This window comes from Microbispora sp. H11081, assembly GCF_012999535.1.
GTDB lineage: Bacteria > Actinomycetota > Actinomycetes > Streptosporangiales > Streptosporangiaceae > Microbispora.
The window spans coordinates 324,382-342,395 of sequence record NZ_JABBWV010000004.1 but is presented as its reverse complement, the minus strand read 5'-3'; the positions used below and the strand labels follow the sequence as shown (position 1 = coordinate 342,395).

The window sequence follows — 18,014 nt, the reverse complement described above, 5'->3', positions numbered from 1 at the left end:
TGAGCCTACGCTGGGACGCGCCGGAACACATCCCCACGGTCCCCCGCGAGTTCCCCAGGACGTGGCGGCCCGCCGGAACCGGGGCGCGTCCGGGAGCGGAAGGTGCGGCGGTAGGCGTCCGGCGGCACGCCGACCGTGCGGTTGAAGTGCCGGCGCAGGGTCGTGGCGGTGCCCATGCCGGTGGCCGCCGCGATGGCCTCGATGCCGTCGTCGGTGGTCTCCAGCAGCTCCTGGGCGTGGCGGATCCGCTGAATCAGCAGCCACTGCAGCGGAGTGGCGCCGGTGACCGACCTGAAGTGGCGGCTCAGGTTGCGCGAGCTCATCCGCGCCCGGCGGGCCATGTCCTCAACGGTCAGCGGATGGTCCAGCCGTTCCGTCACCCAGGGGAAAAGATCGGCGAGCGGGTGGTTGCCGGGGGCGGGCACCGGGGTGGTGACGAACTGGGCCTGACCGCCGTCCCGGTGCGGCGGCACGACCAGGCGGCGGGCCACCGTGTTGGCGACCGAGGAGCCGTGGTCGAGGCGGACGAGGTGCAGGCACAGGTCCATGGCCGCCGCCTTGCCCGCGGAGGTGAGCACGCTGCCGTTGTCCACGTACAGGACGTCCGGGTCCACGTCCACCCGCGGGTGGCGGGCAGCCAGCTCCCGGGTGTGCGCCCAGTGCGTGGTCGCGCGTCTCCCGTCCAGCAGGCCCGCTGCCGCCAGGACGAACGCGCCCGTGCAGAGGGAGGCCACGCGTGCGCCCGCCTCGTGGGCCGCGCGCACCGCGTCGACCAGATCGGCGGGTGGATCGACGTCGACATCGGCCCACCCGGGGACGATCACTGTGTCGGCGCGTGAGAGCCGGTCGAGGCCGTGGTCGGGGTCCAGCCGGAACCGCCCGGCCCGTACGGGGCCTGGCCCGCAGACGACGAGGCTGTACCAGGGGTCGGCCACGTGGGACAGGTCGGCCCCGAAGACCTCGTACGCCAACGCGAGCTCGAAGTGCAGCATCCCGTCGGTGACGGCCAGCGCGACAGTGCTCATGTCCGGAATTGTACGGGCAATGGCGTTCCAGACACTCGTATGAGACACCCGTCCTCGTCAGGATGTCCACGACGGATCGCGGTGGATCATTCGAGGAGGAGAACCGATGGAATCGGGTCGCACGGTGGCGGTTTTCGGCGCGTACGGGCATACCGGGCGCTTCGTGGTGGCACAACTGCGGGATCGCGGGTTCGTCCCGCTGCTGTCCGGGCGCGACCCAGCAAAGCTGGAGAAGGCGGCGTCCGAGTTAGGGCTGGAGGCCCGCCCGGCGTCGGTCGACGACCCGGCCTCGCTCGACCGCGCACTGGCCGGCGCGGCGGCCGTGATCAACTGTGCCGGGCCCTTCGCCGCGACGGCCGCTCCCGTGATCGAGGCGGCGCTGCGCGCCGGGATCCCCTATGTGGATGTGGCGGCGGAGATCGAGGCCAACGCCGACACGTTCACGAGCTTCGCGGAGCGCGCCCGCGCCGCCGGAGCCGTGATCGTCCCCGCGATGGCCTTCTACGGCGGTCTCGGCGACCTGCTGGCCACCGCCGCGATGGGCGACTGGACGGCGGCCGACGAGGCGCACGTCGCGTACGGGCTGAGCGGCTGGCACCCGACCGCAGGGACGCGTGCCTCGGGCGTGGTCTCCGGGGAGCGGCGGGGCGGCCGGCGCGTCCGTTACTCGAACGGCAGGCTTGAGTATCGCGACGACAAGGCGCCGACCCTGGAGTGGCCCTTCCCCGACCCGATGGGACCGCGGGCCGTCATCGGAGAGTTCACGATGGCCGACGTCGTCACCATTCCCAGCCACCTGTCCATCCCCGATGTGCGGACCTACATGACGGTCGAGGCCGCCAGGGAATTGTCGGACCCGAACACTCCGGCGCCGGCCCCGGTGGACGAGCACGGACGGTCCGCGCAGACCTTCGTCGTTGACGTCGTCGTGCGCTCCGGCGGCGCCCAACGCCGCGCCGTGGCACGAGGCCGGGACATCTACGCCATCACCGCGCCGCTCGCGGTGGAGGCGGTCGACCGCATACTCACCGGACGAACCAGGACCGTCGGCGTCGCCTCCGCCGGCGAGATCTTCGACGCCCTCGGCTTCCTCCACGCGCTGGCCCCGCACGTCTCCCTGGAACTGCACCGGTAACGGGCGGACCCCCGCCTCATCCTCACTCGGATCGTCCTTTCCGACGTGTGAGAGGGTGATCCTATGAACCGGCTGGGCGGCGAGACCTCTCCCTACCTCCTGCAACACGCGGACAATCCGGTGGACTGGTTCCCCTGGGGCGAGGACGCCTTCGCGGAGGCGCGCCGGCGCAACGTCCCCCTGCTGATCAGCGTGGGCTACTCCGCGTGTCACTGGTGTCATGTCATGGCCCACGAGTCGTTCGAGGACAAGGCGACCGCGGCGCTGATGAACGAGATGTTCGTCAACGTCAAGGTGGACCGCGAGGAGCGGCCCGACGTCGACGCGGTCTACATGGGCGCGGTCCAGGCGATGACCGGGCAGGGCGGCTGGCCGATGACGGTCTTCGCCACCCCTGAGGGGCATCCGTTCTACGCCGGCACCTACTTCCCCCGGCAGCACTTCCAGCGGCTGCTGCACGCCGTCTCGCAGGCCTGGCGGCAGGACCGGGAGGGCGTCCTGGCCCAGGGCGAGAAGGTGGTGGAGGCGCTCGCCGGGCAGACCGGGGCTCCGTCTGGCCCCGCGCCCACCGCCGAGACCCTCGGCCTCGCCGTACGGAACCTCGCGGACGGATTCGACCGGCGGCGGGGCGGGTTCGGCGGGGCGCCCAAGTTCCCGCCGTCCATGGTCCTGGAGTTCCTGCTGCGGCACGGCACCCGGGACGCCATGGCCATGGCGGAGACGACCATGGAGGCGATGGCCAGAGGCGGCATGTACGACCAGCTGGGCGGGGGCTTCGCCCGCTACTCCGTCGACGCGGACTGGGTCGTGCCGCACTTCGAGAAGATGCTCTACGACAACGCGCTGCTGCTGCGGGTCTACGCCCACTGGTGGCGGGCGACCGGATCCGTCCTGGCCAGGCGGGTCGCCCTGGAGACCGCCGAGTGGCTGCTGCGGGAGATGCGCACGCCCGAGGGCGGGTTCGCCTCCGCCCTCGACGCCGACAGCGAGGGACCTGACGGCGGGCACGGCGAGGGGCTGTTCTACGTCTGGACCCCCGCCCAGCTCCGCGAGGTTCTCGGCGAGGACGACGCCGCCTGGGCGGCCTCGGTGTTCGAGGTGACGGGCACGTTCGAGCACGGCACGTCGGTGCTCCAGCTTCTAGCCGACCCCGACGACCAGGCCCGGTTCGAGCGGGTCCGTACGGCCCTGTTCGCCGCCCGGGAGCGCCGGCCGCGGCCGGGGCGGGACGACAAGGTCGTGGCCTCCTGGAACGGGCTGGCGATCGCCGCGGCGGCAGAGGCGGGCGCGCTCTTCGACCGGCCAGAACTGGTGGACGCCGCACGTGCGGCGGCCGTGCTGCTCGACGAGCTGCACACGGTGAGCCGCGACCCGGCGAGGCTGCTGCGCACCTCCCGCGACGGCCGGGCGGGGGCCAACGCCGGCATGCTGGAGGACTACGCCAACGTGGCCGAGGGCTTCCTGGCCCTCTACGGCGTCACCGGGGAGAGCCGGTGGTTCCACCGCGCCGGCGACCTGCTGGAGACGGTGCTCACGCGGTTCCCCGACGGCTCCGGGGGGTTCTACGACGCCCCCGACGACGGCGAACGGCTGTTCCAGCGGCCCCAGGACCCCACCGACAACGCGACGCCGTCCGGCCAGTTCGCGGCGGCCGGAGCGCTGCTGTCGTACGCCGCGCTCACCGGTTCCGCTCGGCACCGGGAGGCGGCGGAGGCGGCCCTTGGCACGGTCTCGGCGCTGGCGGAGAGGCATGCCCGGTTCGCCGGGTGGGGTCTCGCGGTGGCGGAGGCGGCGCTGCGCGGCCCCGCCGAGGTGGCGATCATCGGCCCGGCGGACGACTCCCGCACGCGCGCGCTGCACCGGGCGGCCCTGATGTCCGGCACGCCGGGCCTGGTCGTCGCGCTGGGCTCAGGACAGTCCGGCGCCGGGCCCGTGGACGTGCCGCTGCTGGAGGGCCGGGGCATGGTCGACGGCTCCCCGGCGGCCTACGTGTGCCGGCGGTTCACCTGCCGCGCGCCGGTCACCACCCCCGCCGAGCTGCGGGCCGAGCTGGCCAGGTAGGAGCTGCGGGGCGGACGTCAGCGGTCGTCAGCGGTCGGGGACCTGCGGGACCGGGAGCTGCGGCCCTGGGAGCCGCGCGAGCGGGCCGGTCTGGTCACCACGACCATCCTGGCCGGCCTGCCCGTTCTGAGCGTTCTGGCCGTTCTGAGCGTTCTGGCCGTTCTGGCCGATGCGCCTGCCGTCGGGCCCCGTGGCGGCGCCGGGGCCCATTCTGGCGCCCGCGTCGGACCTGCCGTTCCTCGCACCCGGGGCGGCGTCGGCGGCTCCCGGGTCGCGGGCACGGGCCGCGCCCGCCGGGTCCGTCACGCCGCCGGTTCCGTTCGCGCCGCCTCTCGGACCGGCCTCGCCGCCCTGGCCTGGCGCGCCCTGCTGCTCGTCCCCGGCGGCCCCGGCGTCCCCGGTGTCCGTGGCGCCGCCCGGCACGTCCGGCTCCGGCGCTCCCTCAGGTCCGTACGGCCCGTAGGGCCCGTCGGCGCCGGGCGGGCCGGACGGGTAGGCGGTGGGAACGCCGCTCGGCTGGGGTATGGCCATGCCGTAGGTGTTCCAGTTGTAGGGGTTCCACGTGACAGGGTCGGGGAACTCCCGGACCGGCTTGCCCTCCATGGCGGTGCTCATGAAGGTCTTCCAGATCTGGGCGGGCAGCGTCCCGCCGTACAGCTCGCCGTAGCCGGGGACGGTCACCGGCTTGTTGTCGTCGCGGAACATGTTCACCGCCACGGCCAGCTGGGGGACGTACCCGGAGAACCAGACCGCGGCGGACTCGTCGGTGGTGCCGGTCTTGCCCGCCACCGGGCGGTCCCACAGTCCCGCGGCGGCGCCGGTGCCCCCGCGCACCACCTGCTCCAGCGCGTACGTCGTGTCGGCGGCGGTGTTCTCGCTGAAGGCCCGGACGCCGGGCGGGGCGAACCTGCGGGTGAGCCCGGTGCCGTCGGTGACGGCCCGGATCACGTGCGGCTCGTGGTGGATGCCTCCGGCCGCGAACGTGCCGAACCCCGCGGCCTGCTGCACGGCGCTCACCGACGCCACGCCGAGGGGCAGCGTCGCCACCCCCTGGTGCGGGGCGAGCTGCGCGGCGGGGATCCCCGCCGCCCGCGCCGCCGCGACGACCTTGTCCACACCGATGCGCTGTCCCAGGTCCACGAAGGCGGTGTTGACGGAATACTGCGTCGCCTCGAGCAGCGTGATGGCCGAGCCGTACGACTTGCCGCCGGAGTTGGGGATGTCGGTGGCGCCGATGCGGATGGGCGAGTTGCCGTAGACCAGCGCGTCGAGCCCGTATCCGGCTTCGAGCGCGGCGGCCAGCGTGTAGGGCTTGAAGGTCGAGCCGGCCTGGACCTTGGCCGAGAACGCGTTGTCGTACTGGTTGGTCTCGTAACGCCCGCCGTAGAAGGCGACGACCTCGCCGGTGGCGGGATCGACGGCGGCCAGGCCGGTGCGGACCTTCTTGGGGGTGTCGTCCGGCAGGACGGACTTCACCGCCTGCTGGGCCTGCGCCATCAGCTTCTTGTCGAACGTCGTGGTGACCTTCAGGCCGCCGTGGTTGATGTCCTCGTCGGTGTAGCCGAGCCGGTTCAGCTCGGCGCGCACCTGCGCGAGCATGTAGCCGTTCTGGCCGCCGAGGGACAGCGGCGCGCGCTGCTTGGCGAGCGTGGGGAACTCCAGCGCGCCGGCCTCCTCGCGGCTGATCGCGCCGGTCTCCCGCATCCCGCGGATCACCGACTTCCACCTGGACTTCACCGCGTCGAGCGCGGCCCCGGACGGGTTGGCGAACCGGGTGGGCTGCTGGATCACGGCGGCGAGGTAGGCGCCCTCGGCCGCCGTCAGGTTCTGCACGTCCTTGTCGAAGTAGGCCCGCGCGGCGGCCTGGACGCCGTACGCGCCCCGGCCGAAGTAGATGGTGTTGAGATAGCGCTCCAGCACCCAGTCTTTCGTCTTGGAACGATCCACTTTCAGCGCGATCATGATCTCTTTGAGCTTGCGCGCGATGGATCGTTCCTGACCGAGGCCGCTGTAGTAGTTGCGGACCATCTGCTGGGTGATCGTCGAGCCGCCCTGGAGTTGGCGGCCGGTTATCGTCGACCACACGGCGCGGGCCGTACCGGGCAGGGAGACGCCCTGGTCCTGGTAGAACGTCCGGTTCTCCGCCGCGATCACCGCGCTTCTGACGACCTGCGGGACCCGCGTGAGCGGCACGTTCTTGCGATTCACGCCCTCGGTGGCGAGGAGGGTCTTGCCGTCCCGGTAGTAGATCACCGAGCCCTGGGCCGTCGCCAGTTCCTGGGTGCTGTCCGGGATCGGGGTGAGCGCCCACACCACGGCGAGGAACACGACGAACCCGGCGATTCCCGTCGCCATGGTCAAAAGCAGGATGCGCGGCAGCCGCCCTCGCCGGCGACCCGGCGCGCGGCCGCCGGCGTCGCCTCCCCCGTCCGGGCCGCCGAACGACGCCCGCCGGTCCACGGCGCCCTCGCCGGCCGGGCCGCCGTCGACCGGGCCCCCACCGACTGGGCCCTTCTCGACCGGGCCCTCGTCGGTCGGGCCTCCCCCGGCGCTGTCCACGCTGTGACCCCCGATAAGTCCGATACCCCCGCTACGCCCCTTTGAGCCCCCTGAGCTGGGCGAATGAGACCACGGTAAACGATGGGCCTCGATGGTCCGGCACTTCCCGCCACCTCTGTGGAAAAGCCTGGCCCACGGCGGCACTCTGTGGAAAACCCGCCCCGGTCAGCTCCCGGCCGCGCGGACGAGCGGAAGGGTCCGGTACGGGACCAGCGTGTCGAGGGCGATCACCGATTCGGTCCGCACGACGCCCTCCACGCCCACGATCCGGTCGATGACGCGCTGGAGGTCGGCGTTGCTGCGGGCGACCACGCGGCAGAGCATGTCTCCGCCACCGGTGATCGTGTGGACCTCCAGGACCTCGGGGATGAGCGCGAGCTGGTCGGCCACCGGCACGTGCCCCGCGACCTGCCTGATGTGCAACGTCACGAACGCCGTCACGTCGAAGCCGAGCGCGGCCGGATCGATGTCGGGGCCGTAGCCGGTGATGACCCCCTTGGCGACCATCCGGTCGAGCCGGGCCTGCACCGTGCCCCTGGCGACGCTCAGCCTGCGGGAGCACTCGAGCACGCCGATCCGGGGCTCGGCGGCCAGCATGGCGACGAGCCGGGCGTCGAGGTGGTCAATCGTCATAACGATTTCCCCTTGTCCGAGGCGCACACTGAGCACATTGTCCACCAAATCAAGTCACTGTTGCACAAATTGGCCATGCGAACGGACCCTTGTCACATGAACGATGTCTTTCCGGTTCACGGCATGGACGCGGTGGTCTTCGCGGTCGGCAACGCGAAGCAGGCCGCCCACTACTACTCGACCGCCTTCGGGATGCGCCTGGTGGCTTACCGAGGGCCGGAGACTGGCAGCCGCGACGAGGTGGCGTACGTCCTCGTGTCGGGCTCGGCCAGGTTCGAACTGCGCGCGGCCGTACGCGCGGGCACGCCGCTCGCGCGGCACGTGGCCGAGCACGGCGACGGCGTCATCGACCTCGCGCTGGACGTGCCGGACGTGGAGGCGGCCTACCGGCACGCGCTGGAGAACGGGGCCCGCGGGCTGGAGGAGCCCCACGTGGTCGAGGACGAGTACGGCAAGGTCGTCTTCGCGGCCATCGCGACCTACGGCGAGACCCGGCACACCCTCGTCGACCGCGCCAACTACACCGGCCCCTACCTGCCGGGTTACGTCGCCGCCGAGCCCATCGTCGCGCCGCCCGCGGTGCGGAACGGCCGGCTCTTCCAGGCGATCGACCACTGCGTCGGCAACGTCGAGCGCATGGAGGAGTGGGTGGAGTTCTACGAGAGGGTCATGGGCTTCACCAAGATGGCCGAGTTCATCGGCGACGACATCGCCACCGAATACTCGGCGCTGATGTCCAAGGTCGTCGCGGACGGCACCCGCAAGGTCAAGTTCCCGCTGAACGAGCCCGCGGAGGGCAAGAAGAAGTCCCAGATCGAGGAGTTCCTGGAGTTCTACGGCGGCCCGGGCGTGCAGCACATCGCGCTCGCCACCAACGACATCCTCACGACCGTCGACGCCATGCGCGCGGCGGGGGTCGAGTTCCTCGACACGCCGGACTCCTACTACGACGACCCCGAACTGCGCTCGCGCATCGGCGAGGTCCGCGTGCCGGTCGAGGAGCTGAAGAAGCGCCGCATCCTCGTGGACCGCGACGAGGACGGCTACCTTCTGCAGATCTTCACCAAGCCGGTGGTGGACCGCCCGACCGTCTTCTACGAGCTCATCGAGCGGCACGGGTCGCTCGGCTTCGGCAAGGGCAACTTCAAGGCGCTCTTCGAGGCCATCGAGCGCGAGCAGGCGCGCCGCGGCACCCTCTGACCGCGGTCGCGTCCCGGCTCACGGGCAGCATTTGCCAGACGCGCACCACCCTTTGCGCGCGCCCGGCTTTGACCGAAGGGCGGCGGGGTGACCATTCAGCCATGGGAACACCGCCGCCTCCGGGCGACCCGTACGGGGAACCGAGGATTCCCTGGACGCCCCCGCCCTTCGGGCTGACGGCGCCGCGGCTCGCCGGCCGCTGGCGCCGCCTGTTCGCCGGGATCGTGGACGCCGTGCTGATCGGGCTCCTGACCTCGCCGTTCACCTGGGACGACGTACGGGTCGTGTCCGACGGCGTGACGGAGGCGGCGGCCCGGATCCCGGTCGGCGACGGCCTGTTCGCCGGGGTTGTCGGGTTCCTCTACTTCTGGCTGCTCCAGTCGTTCTGGAACGGCCAGACGGTGGGCAAGCGGCTCTTCGGCATGCGGGTGTTGCGGGAGACGGGTGAGCCGGCCGGTCCCGGGGTGATCGCGGTGCGGCAGGCGGTGGAGATCGTGCTGGGCTGGCTGTGCTGCCTCGGGGTGGTGGACCTCGGCTGGATCCTGTTCGACCGCAGGAAGCAGGCCCTGCACGACAAGGCGGCCAGGACGCTCGTCGTGGACGCCTGAGACGGCCGGCCTCGCGGGCCCGCATCCCGCGCGACCAGGGAAAACACGCGGGCGTCAGTACCCGGACCACCTCGGTGCCTCGCATAGGGTTGCCTGACATATGGCCACGCATCGTCTTCCTCCGTTCTCACCGCCCACCAGGACGCGGACCGGCAGGCCGATCACCGCCCTGATCTGCGCCCTCGCCGTGGGGACCGCCACGGCCTGCGCGCCGTCCGAGGGCGCGGTCGCGCCGTCTCCGGGCGCGACGGCGCCGTCCCAGGTCGCGGCCGGCCCCGCGTCACCCGGTGCGGGCACGTCGGCGATGGGCGCCCCGGGGATCGGCGACCCCGACTTCCCCGACGACGGCAACGGCGGCTACGACGTCCAGCACTACGGCCTGCGCCTGTCCTACGACCCGCCGTCCAGGAAGCTCGCGGGCAGCGCCACGATCGAGGCGAAGGCCGTACAGGACCTCACGTCGTTCAACCTGGACCTGCACGGGCTCACGGTGAGCCGCGTGACGGTGGACGGCGCGGCGGCCTCGTTCAGCCGCAGCCGCGACGAGCTCGTGATCGAGCCCGCCCGGCGGATCGGGAACGGCGACGGCTTCGCGGTCACGGTCGACTATGGCGGCGTGCCCGAGCCGATGCGCGACTCCGCCAACCTCGGCAGGTACGGCTTCATCCCCACCGCGGACGGGGCGTTCGTCACCTGCGAGCCGAACGGCGCGAAGACCTGGTTCCCGTCTAACGACCACCCCGCCGACAAGGCGACGTACGACTTCCATATCACCGTGCCCGAAGGGCTGACCGCGATCGCCAACGGCGAGATGACCGGGACGCCGCGGACCACGGCGGGCAAGACGACCTTCGTCTGGCGGGAGAGCCACCCGATGGCGAGCTACCTCGCCACGATGACCACCGGCAAATTCCAGGTCCGCACCGGCAAGAGCGACAAGGGCGTGCCGATCTACACCGCCGTCGCCGACTCCTTCCGCGGCTCGCTCGACACCCTCTTCACGCAGACCGGCAAGATCACCGACTACTGGTCGACCGTCTTCGGGCCCTACCCCTTCTCCTCCACGGGCGGCGTGATCGACGACTACGCGGCGGGGTACGCGCTGGAGAACCAGACCAAGCCCATCTACGGCGGCTTCGCGCCCGAGCCCGCGATCATCGCGCACGAGCTCGCCCACCAGTGGTTCGGCGACAGCCTGAGCATCGGGCGCTGGCGGGACCTGTGGCTGAACGAGGGCTTCGCGACGTACGCCGAATGGCTGTGGGCGGAGCACAGCGGCCAGTACACGGCCGATTCGGTCTTCCGGCGCTACTACGACAACGCGGCGGACCCGATGTGGACCTATCCCCCGGGCACGGCCCGCGCCGACGACCTGTTCAGCGCCGCCGTCTACAACCGCGGCGCGATGACGCTGCACGCCCTGCGCAGGGAGATCGGCGACCAGAAGTTCTTCCCGCTGATCAGGGAGTGGACCGACGCCCACAGGTACGGCAACGTCACCACGCAGGAGTTCATCGCGCTGGCGGAACGCGTCTCGGGCAAGGACCTCAAGGGACTGTTCGACGCCTGGCTGTTCCAGCCGAAACGCCCCGCCCCGCTGAGCTGACCGGGACGGGCGGCGGCCCGATCAGGAGACCCGATCAGGAGAACAGCAGCTTGTAGCCGTCCCGCCGCAGCGCGCTCAGCACCTCGTCGCAGTGCGCGGGACCCCGGGTCTCCAACTGCAGCAGGACCTCGGCCTCCTCCAGATGCAGCCGGGAGCCGAACCGCTCGTGCACCACGTCGAGCACGTTGGCCCCGAGGTCGGCGAGCCTGGCCAGCAGCGCGGCCAGCGCCCCCGGACGGTCGGTCAGCCGGATGCGGCAGGCGAGATAGCGGCCCGCGGCCGCGAGGCCGTGCCGCAACACCCTGGCCAGCAGCAGCGGGTCGATGTTGCCGCCGGACAGCACGACGACGACCGGCGGCTCGAACGCGTGCGGCTGGTCGAGCAGCGCCGCCACCCCCGCCACCCCGGCCGGCTCCACCAGCAGCTTCGCGCGTTCGAGGCACAACAGCAGGGCCCGCGACAGCGACTCCTCCGACACCGTGACGACGCTGTCCACCAGGTAGTGGATCAGCTCGAACGGCAGGTCGCCCGGCCGCCCGACCGCGATCCCGTCGGCCATCGTGGACGCGGGCTCGACCATGACCGGACGGCCCGCGGCCAGCGAGTCGGGGTAGGCGGAGGCCCGCTCGGCCTGCACGCCCACCACCTTGATCCCCGGACGCTGGGACTTCACCGCGAGCGCGACCCCGGCCGCGAGGCCCCCGCCGCCGATGGGCACCACGATCGTGGCGGTGCCGGGAAGCTGCTCCAGGATCTCCAGGCCGACCGTGCCCTGCCCCGCGACCACGTCGGGGTGGTCGAACGGGTGGATGAACACCGCGCCGGTCCGGTCCGCGTGCTCCTTGGCCGCCTTCAGCGCCTCGTCGACCGTGTGCCCCGCGAAGACCACGTCCGCGCCGTACGCCCGGGTGGCCTCCACCTTCGGCAGCGGCGCGCCCTCGGGCATGTATACGGTCGACTTGGCGCCGACCAGCGACGATCCCAGCGCCACGCCCTGCGCGTGGTTGCCCGCGCTGGCCGCGACCACCCCCCGGGACCGCTCCTCCTCGCTCAGCCGCGCGATCCGCACGTACGCCCCGCGGACCTTGAACGACCCGGCCCGCTGGAGGTTCTCGCACTTCAGATGCACAGAACCGCCGACGATCTCGGACAGCAGCCGTGAATGCAGGACGGGCGTCAGCGCCGCCACGTCCGCCAGCGACTCGCGTGCGGCGACGACGTCCTCGTACGTCACCTGTGGGACAGCCATGCGCCCATCATCACAGGTTCCGGCACCTCAGCGCTCCGGCGACCAGTACCTGTCACCCGCCGCCACGAGCGCGGCGGCCCCGACGAGACCGGCGTCCTGGCCGAGGGCGGCGGGCACGACCCGCACCCGCCCGGCGAACCCCAGGCGGGTGTGCTCGCGCAGCGCCTCCTCCAGCGGCGCGAACAGCAGGCCGCCCGCCTGGCTGAGCCCGCCGCCGACGGTCACGAGATCGAGGTCGCACAGGTTGACGGCCGAGGCGATCGCGACGCCGAGGGCTCGGCCGGCCCTGGTCATCGCGGCCAGCGCGACCGGGTCGCCCGCCGCGGCGTCGGCGGCGAGGCGGCGCGCGGTGGCCGTGCCCTCCTCCTGGTAGAGCGCCACGTCCTCCTGGCCAGGCTCCCCGTGGCGAGCCTCCTGCGGAGCGGCCGCGGCGCTCGGCGACCAGCCCTGGGCGAGCGCCCAGGCGGCGAGGCCGGGGCCGCGGGCGACCGCCTCCAGGCAGCCGTGGCCGCCGCAACCGCACGGCGGGCCCTCGGGGTCGACCACCACGTGCCCGATGTGGCCCGCGTTGCCGGTGCCGCCGTCGATGAGCCTGCCGCCGAGGATCAGCCCGCCGCCGACGCCGGTCGACACGACCATCCCCAGCATGGCCGCGCTCCCCTGTCCCGCGCCGCGCCAGTGCTCCGCGACGGCCAGGCAGATCGCGTCGTTGTGGACGCGGACAGGAACGCCGGGAAACCGTTCCGCAAGCCTTCCCCGCAGCGGAAAACCGCGCCAGCCACCCATGTTGAGGGGCGAGACCTCCCCCTCTGGCCAGGTCATCGGCCCGCCGCAGCCGACGCCCACGCCGGCGAGCGCGTCGGGCAGGTCCAGCCGGTCGAGCAGCGTGGTCAGCGTCTCCCACAGGGTCTCGGCGTCGCCGCCCGGCGGGGTGGCGACCCGCTCGGCGGCGACCACCCGCCCGTACGGATCCACCAGGCCTGCCGCGAACTTCGTGCCGCCGATGTCGACGGCCAGGACGAGGTCGCTCACGCGCCCGTTCCCGTGTCACCCGGAAAGCCCGTGTCACCGGAGAAACCGGCGCCGCCCGGGAAGCCCCTGCCACCGGCGAAGCCCGTCTCACCGGACAGGCCGGTGCCGCTGGAGAACCCGCCGCCGCCCGAGAAGACGAGCAGCGAGGCGGTGAAACCGTGGACGTGGTTGTGCCCGCTCACCGGCCCGACCTCGCCCGCGGCGAAGAACCCCGCCACCCCGATCGGCCCCAGCGTCTCGCGTACGGCGAGCGCGTCGTGGTCGGCCGACCCGAACATGCCGGCGCCCCTGCCGTTGCACGAGAACAGCAGCGCGCCCTCGACCCGGCCCGAATGCTCCCGCAGGTGATCGTCGAGCAGTTCGTAGAGATCCTCGTCGGCCGTCTCGGCATCCCTGACCTGGAACCGCACCGTCCTGCCGATCTCGATCACGTCGCCGACGGCCACCGCCTCACGCTCGGGATCGATGCCGATGACCCCCCGGATCAGGAAGTCGCCGCGCTCGTGGCGCTCGGCGTACTCGTCCATCGCGATGCCGATCTGTAAGCCCGCGGCGACCAGGTCGCGGTCCTCCTCGTCGAGGGCGCTGACGATGTCCTCCAGGCGCGCCAGGGCGGGCTGGCCGGCGAGTTCCAGCAGCACGTTGTCCTCCGCGCGGGTGACGACCATCGAAGGACCTATCGGCCGGCAGCCCTGGCTCACGAGGGTGCCCACGCTCACCTCGCCCCCGATGACCACGCCGATCGCGCCGGAGTCGTGGACCTCCCCGTTGGCGAACAGCCGCACCGATCCGCGGCCCTGCAGCCCGTTGGCCAGGCCGCCGACGATCGGCAGGGTGCCCAGCACCTCGTGCGAGTGCTCGACGAACGCGTCCGTCGGGAAGCTGTAGGGGTCGGCGAGCAGGATCGCCGCGCGGTCGTCGGGGACGCGCTCCGGCAGCCCCACGACCACGTACCTGTCCTCCGTCCTGAGCGTCTCCAGGATGAACGTGTCGATCCTGGCCCCGCCGAGGGAGGCCGCCCACGCGCTCACGGCCGGGGTCAGCTCCACGCCCTGGCCGTGTCCGATCACACCGGTCGCGCTGCAGCCGATCACGTCGGCCCCGGACGCCACGGACATCGCCCGCCGCCCGGCCTGGGCCACGTCGTCCGGGTCGTCCCCGCACACGAAGAAGCACACGAGATCTGGCGGACCCGACAGGCCGGCCAACGCCTGGCGCACGGCCGTCTCGGCCACCTCCACCAGGTTGGCACCCACGGCGAGACCGTCGGCGAAGCGGCTCGTCATTACCGCCATAGTCTCGCCCTCTCTTTCTCCGTGACTGTTTCCCTGGGCCGATTCTCCCCACTGAACGGAGGTCAACGCACGGGGCGCCCCGCCAATTGGGCGCGCTCTCGCGCCGTTCCTCCCATGCCGTGTCTCCCCGAACTCGGCTGCCGGATGCCCCGATGGGGACGTAGGCTCGACTCCGTGCACAAATCGCCCACGCCTGCCCCCAGCACTCTGCGTGAACTGCGCGAGAGTGGACATCAATACCGAACGGTCAAGGCCGAGATCAGGGAGAACCTCCTGGCCCGGCTGCGGGCCGGCGAGGCCAGGTTCCCCGGCATCGTCGGCTTCGACGAGACGGTCCTGCCCAACCTGGAGAGGGCCCTGATCGCGGGCCACGACCTCGTGCTCCTCGGCGAGCGCGGCCAGGGCAAGACCCGCCTGATCCGCACCGTCACCGGCCTGCTCGACGAGTGGTCGCCCGTGGTCGAGGGCTGCGAGATCAACGACCATCCGTACGCGCCGGTCTGCGTCAGGTGCCGGCGGCTGGCCGCCGCCCACGGTGACGACCTGCCGGTCGCGTGGCGGCACCGCGAGGACCGGTACGGCGAGAAGCTGGCCACCCCGGACACCTCGGTCGGCGACCTCATCGGCGACGTCGACCCCATCAAGATCGCGGAAGGGCGCACGCTCGGCGACCCGGAGACCGTCCACTACGGCCTGGTCCCGAGGACCAACCGGGGCGTCTTCTCCGTCAACGAGCTGCCCGACCTGGCCGAGCGCATCCAGGTGGCGCTGCTCAACGTGCTGGAGGAGCGCGACATCCAGGTCCGCGGCTACAACCTGCGGCTCCCCCTCGACATCCTGCTGATCGCCAGCGCCAACCCGGAGGACTACACCAACCGCGGCCGGATCATCACCCCGCTGAAGGACCGCTTCGGCGCGGAGATCCGCACGCACTATCCCCGTACGGTCGAGGACGAGCTGGTCCTGATCCGTCAGGAGGCCGAGCTCGACGCCCTCGGCGCGGAGCTGCCCGAGCACCTGGTCGAGGTGATCGCCCGGTTCACCCGCCTGGTCCGCGAGTCCACCGCCGTCGACTCCCGCTCGGGCGTGTCGGCCCGCTTCTCGATCGCCGCCGCCGAGACCGCCGCCGCCTCCGCCGTACGGCGGGCCGCGCTGACCGGGGAGGAACGGGCCGTCACCCGCGTGTGCGACCTGCCCGGCGTCGTCCACACGCTGCGCGGCAAGGTGGAGTTCGAGGTCAGCGAGGAGGGGCGGGAGACCGATGTGCTCGCCCACCTGCTGCGCCGCGCGACGGCCGAGACGTTCCGCGGCTCGCTCGGCGGCGCCGACCTCGCGCCGCTGCTGGACAGGTTCGGCGAGGGCGCGCAGGTGGAGTCGGGTGAGCTGGTGCCGGCCCACGAACTGCTGCGCAGGATCGGCCGCGTCGAGGGCCTTTCGAAGATCATGGCGCGGCTCGGCATGGGCGAGGGCGACGAGTCGCCCGGCCACGCCGCCGCGGCGCTGGAGTTCGCGCTGGAAGGGCTCTACCTGATGCGCAGGCTGTCGAAGGACGAGACCGACGGCGCGACGGTGTACCGCACGTGAGCTACTTCTACCGGGAGTTTCACGACGGGCCGGACCCGCTGGCCCCGCCGTACGACGTGCGTTCCGCGCTGGACGAGATGGGCGACGCCGTCCTGTCCGGCTCGACGCCGCTCGACGCGCTGCGCGACCTGCTGCGGCGCGGGCTGCCCGGAGCTCCCGACCGCCGGGGCCTCGACGACCTGCTCCGCCAGGTGCGGCGGCGGCGCCGCGACCTGCGGGACAACACCCGGCTCGACGGCACGCTCGAACGGGTCCGCGCCCTGCTCGACAAGGCGATCGGCCAGGAGCGCGCGGAGCTGTTCCCCGATCCCTCCGACGACGCGCGCTTCCGCGAGTCGGCGCTCGACGCGCTGCCGCAGGACACGGCGCGGGCGGTCCAGGAGCTGGCCGAATACGACTGGCGGTCGGCCGCGGCGGGGCAGACGTTCGAGGAGCTGCGCGACCTGCTGCGCAGGGAGGTCCTCGACAGCCAGTTCCGCGGCATGCGCGACGCGCTGGCCAATCCCGACCCGGCCGCCATGGAACGGGTCAGGCAGATGATGTCCGACCTCAACGACATGCTGGACCGCGACGCCCGGGGCGAGCACACCCAGGCCGACTTTGACCAGTTCATGCAGAAATATGGGGACATGTTCCCCGAGAATCCGCGGAACCTGGACGAGCTGGTCGACCAGCTCGCCCGCCGGGCCGCCGCCGCGCAGCGGCTGCTCGCCTCGCTCACCCCGGAGCAGCGCGAGGAACTGGCCGGGCTGATCAACCAGACGCTGGAGCAGGCCGGCCTGGCCGAGCAGATGCGGCGTCTCGGCGACTCCCTCCACGCCCGCCGTCCCGACCTCGCCTGGGGCACCCCAGAACGGGTCTCCGGCGAGCAGCCGACGGGCATGGGCGACGCCGTGTCCGCCCTGCAGGAACTGGGCGACCTCGGCGAACTTGAGGCCGCGCTCCGCCAGGACTACCCCGGCGCCCGGCTCGACGACATCGACGAGGCCGCCATCCGGCGGGCGCTCGGCCGCTCGGCCGTGGACGACCTGGAGGCCCTGCGGCAGGTCGAGCGCGAGCTGGAGGCCCAGGGCTACCTGCGGCGCACCCGCGGCAAGCTGGAGCTCACGCCCAAGGCCGTACGCCGCCTCGGGGAGACCGCCCTGCGCCGCGTCTTCGCCTCGCTCGACTCTGGCCGCCGCGGCGACCACGACCAGCGCGACGCGGGCACAGCCGGCGAGCCGACCGGCTCGACCCGCGCGTGGCGCTTCGGCGACGAGCAGCCCATCGACGTCGTCCGTACGGTGGTCAACGGCGTACGGCGGGGCGGTGGCTCGCCCGTCACCCTGTCGGTGGACGACTTCGAGGTCGTGGAGACCGAACGGCGCTCGGCGGCGGCCGTCTGCCTGCTGGTCGACCTGTCCTACTCGATGGCCCTGCGCGGCACCTGGGCGGCGGCCAAGCAGACCGCGCTCGCCCTGCAGGCGCTGGTCGCCTCGAAGTTCCCGCAGGACGCGGTGCAGATCATCGGGTTCTCCAACTACGCCAGGGTGCTGCTGCCCGACGAGCTGGCCGGGCTCGAATGGGACATGGTCCAGGGCACCAACCTGCACCACGCGCTGATGATCGCGGGCCGGCACCTCGACCGGCACCCGGACTTCGAGCCGGTGGTCCTGGTGGTCACCGACGGTGAGCCGACGGCGCACCTGACGCGCGGCGGCGTGCCGCGCTTCGAGTGGCCTCCTTCTCAGGAGACGCTCACGCTGACGCTCGCCGAGGTCGACAAGATGACCAGGCGGCGCGCGACGATCAACGTCTTCATGCTGGCCGCGGACGACCGACTGCGCGAGTTCGTGGACGAGGTCGCCCGGCGCAACGGCGGCCGCGTCTTCTCCGCGAGCGCCGACCGCCTCGGCGAGTACGTCGTCAGCGACTTCCTGCGCGCCCGCCGCACCCGCTGAGGCGCTGCAGCGCGTCGTGACGGTTGCCCGTACTGCACTCCGGGCATTTCTAGACAAGTCGGCGCGAATTGGGGGCGCGTCCCGCGG

The 18,014-nt window shown here is 72.3% G+C and carries 13 protein-coding genes; 7 read left to right on the top strand and 6 right to left on the bottom strand.

Features of this window, described 5'->3' with window-relative positions; all coding sequences use genetic code 11:
* Positions 1-5 precede the first annotated feature (5 nt).
* Positions 6-1,025 (bottom strand): helix-turn-helix domain-containing protein, encoded by a 1,020-nt coding sequence (locus HHX31_RS13910; RefSeq protein ID WP_169948663.1) that lies wholly within the window; start codon positions 1,023-1,025, stop codon positions 6-8.
* A 106-nt stretch (positions 1,026-1,131) separates the two neighbouring features.
* On the opposite strand from HHX31_RS13910, the gene HHX31_RS13905 reads away from it, so the two are divergent.
* Both HHX31_RS13905 and HHX31_RS13900 read left to right on the top strand, forming a co-directional pair.
* Positions 1,132-2,160, top strand: coding sequence for a trans-acting enoyl reductase family protein (locus HHX31_RS13905; protein WP_169948662.1), 1,029 nt, complete (start codon positions 1,132-1,134; stop codon positions 2,158-2,160).
* Between the two features lie 63 nt (positions 2,161-2,223).
* Positions 2,224-4,221, top strand: a complete 1,998-nt coding sequence (locus tag HHX31_RS13900) for a thioredoxin domain-containing protein (RefSeq protein WP_169948661.1) — start codon at positions 2,224-2,226, stop codon at positions 4,219-4,221.
* Between the two features lie 27 nt (positions 4,222-4,248).
* Here HHX31_RS13900 and HHX31_RS13895 read toward each other — a convergent pair whose 3' ends face one another.
* Positions 4,249-6,780 carry a transglycosylase domain-containing protein gene (locus tag HHX31_RS13895; RefSeq protein ID WP_311931775.1) on the bottom strand — a complete coding sequence of 844 codons (2,532 nt, stop codon included), beginning with the start codon at positions 6,778-6,780 and terminating at the stop codon, positions 4,249-4,251.
* A gap of 165 nt (positions 6,781-6,945) precedes the next feature.
* Positions 6,946-7,413: an Lrp/AsnC family transcriptional regulator gene (locus tag HHX31_RS13890; protein WP_169948660.1), complete on the bottom strand. Its 468-nt coding sequence runs from the start codon at positions 7,411-7,413 to the stop codon at positions 6,946-6,948.
* 96 nt (positions 7,414-7,509) lie between these two features.
* Here HHX31_RS13890 and hppD point away from each other — a divergent pair, with 96 nt between their 5' ends.
* The 3 genes from hppD to HHX31_RS13875 all read left to right on the top strand — a co-directional run bounded on the left by hppD (position 7,510) and on the right by HHX31_RS13875 (position 10,827).
* Entirely contained in the window at positions 7,510-8,613 is a 1,104-nt protein-coding gene (hppD, locus tag HHX31_RS13885; RefSeq protein WP_169948659.1) for a 4-hydroxyphenylpyruvate dioxygenase, read from the top strand.
* A 101-nt stretch (positions 8,614-8,714) separates the two neighbouring features.
* Positions 8,715-9,221, top strand: coding sequence for an RDD family protein (locus HHX31_RS13880; RefSeq protein ID WP_169948658.1), 507 nt, complete (start codon positions 8,715-8,717; stop codon positions 9,219-9,221).
* A 100-nt stretch (positions 9,222-9,321) separates the two neighbouring features.
* The gene (locus HHX31_RS13875; RefSeq protein ID WP_169948657.1) at positions 9,322-10,827 is read left to right on the top strand and encodes a M1 family metallopeptidase; all 1,506 of its coding nucleotides are present in this window, start codon (positions 9,322-9,324) and stop codon (positions 10,825-10,827) included.
* Between the two features lie 34 nt (positions 10,828-10,861).
* Here HHX31_RS13875 and ilvA read toward each other — a convergent pair whose 3' ends face one another.
* From ilvA to HHX31_RS13860, 3 genes are read right to left on the bottom strand one after another with little or no spacing between them, the layout of a single operon-like run.
* Positions 10,862-12,076, bottom strand: coding sequence for a threonine ammonia-lyase (gene ilvA / locus HHX31_RS13870; protein WP_169948656.1), 1,215 nt, complete (start codon positions 12,074-12,076; stop codon positions 10,862-10,864).
* A gap of 27 nt (positions 12,077-12,103) precedes the next feature.
* Positions 12,104-13,108, bottom strand: coding sequence for an ROK family protein (locus tag HHX31_RS13865; RefSeq protein ID WP_169948655.1), 1,005 nt, complete (start codon positions 13,106-13,108; stop codon positions 12,104-12,106).
* Positions 13,105-14,394 (bottom strand): FIST N-terminal domain-containing protein, encoded by a 1,290-nt coding sequence (locus HHX31_RS13860; protein WP_169948654.1) that lies wholly within the window; start codon positions 14,392-14,394, stop codon positions 13,105-13,107. Before HHX31_RS13860 ends, HHX31_RS13865 begins: the two co-directional genes overlap by 4 nt.
* A 183-nt stretch (positions 14,395-14,577) precedes the next feature.
* On the opposite strand from HHX31_RS13860, the gene HHX31_RS13855 reads away from it, so the two are divergent.
* Both HHX31_RS13855 and HHX31_RS13850 read left to right on the top strand, forming a co-directional pair.
* Entirely contained in the window at positions 14,578-15,987 is a 1,410-nt protein-coding gene (locus HHX31_RS13855) for a sigma 54-interacting transcriptional regulator (RefSeq protein ID WP_396710961.1), read from the top strand.
* Positions 15,984-17,927: a VWA domain-containing protein gene (locus tag HHX31_RS13850; protein ID WP_169948652.1), complete on the top strand. Its 1,944-nt coding sequence runs from the start codon at positions 15,984-15,986 to the stop codon at positions 17,925-17,927. The genes HHX31_RS13855 and HHX31_RS13850 overlap by 4 nt, the downstream gene beginning before the upstream one ends.
* Positions 17,928-18,014: the final 87 nt, after the last annotated feature.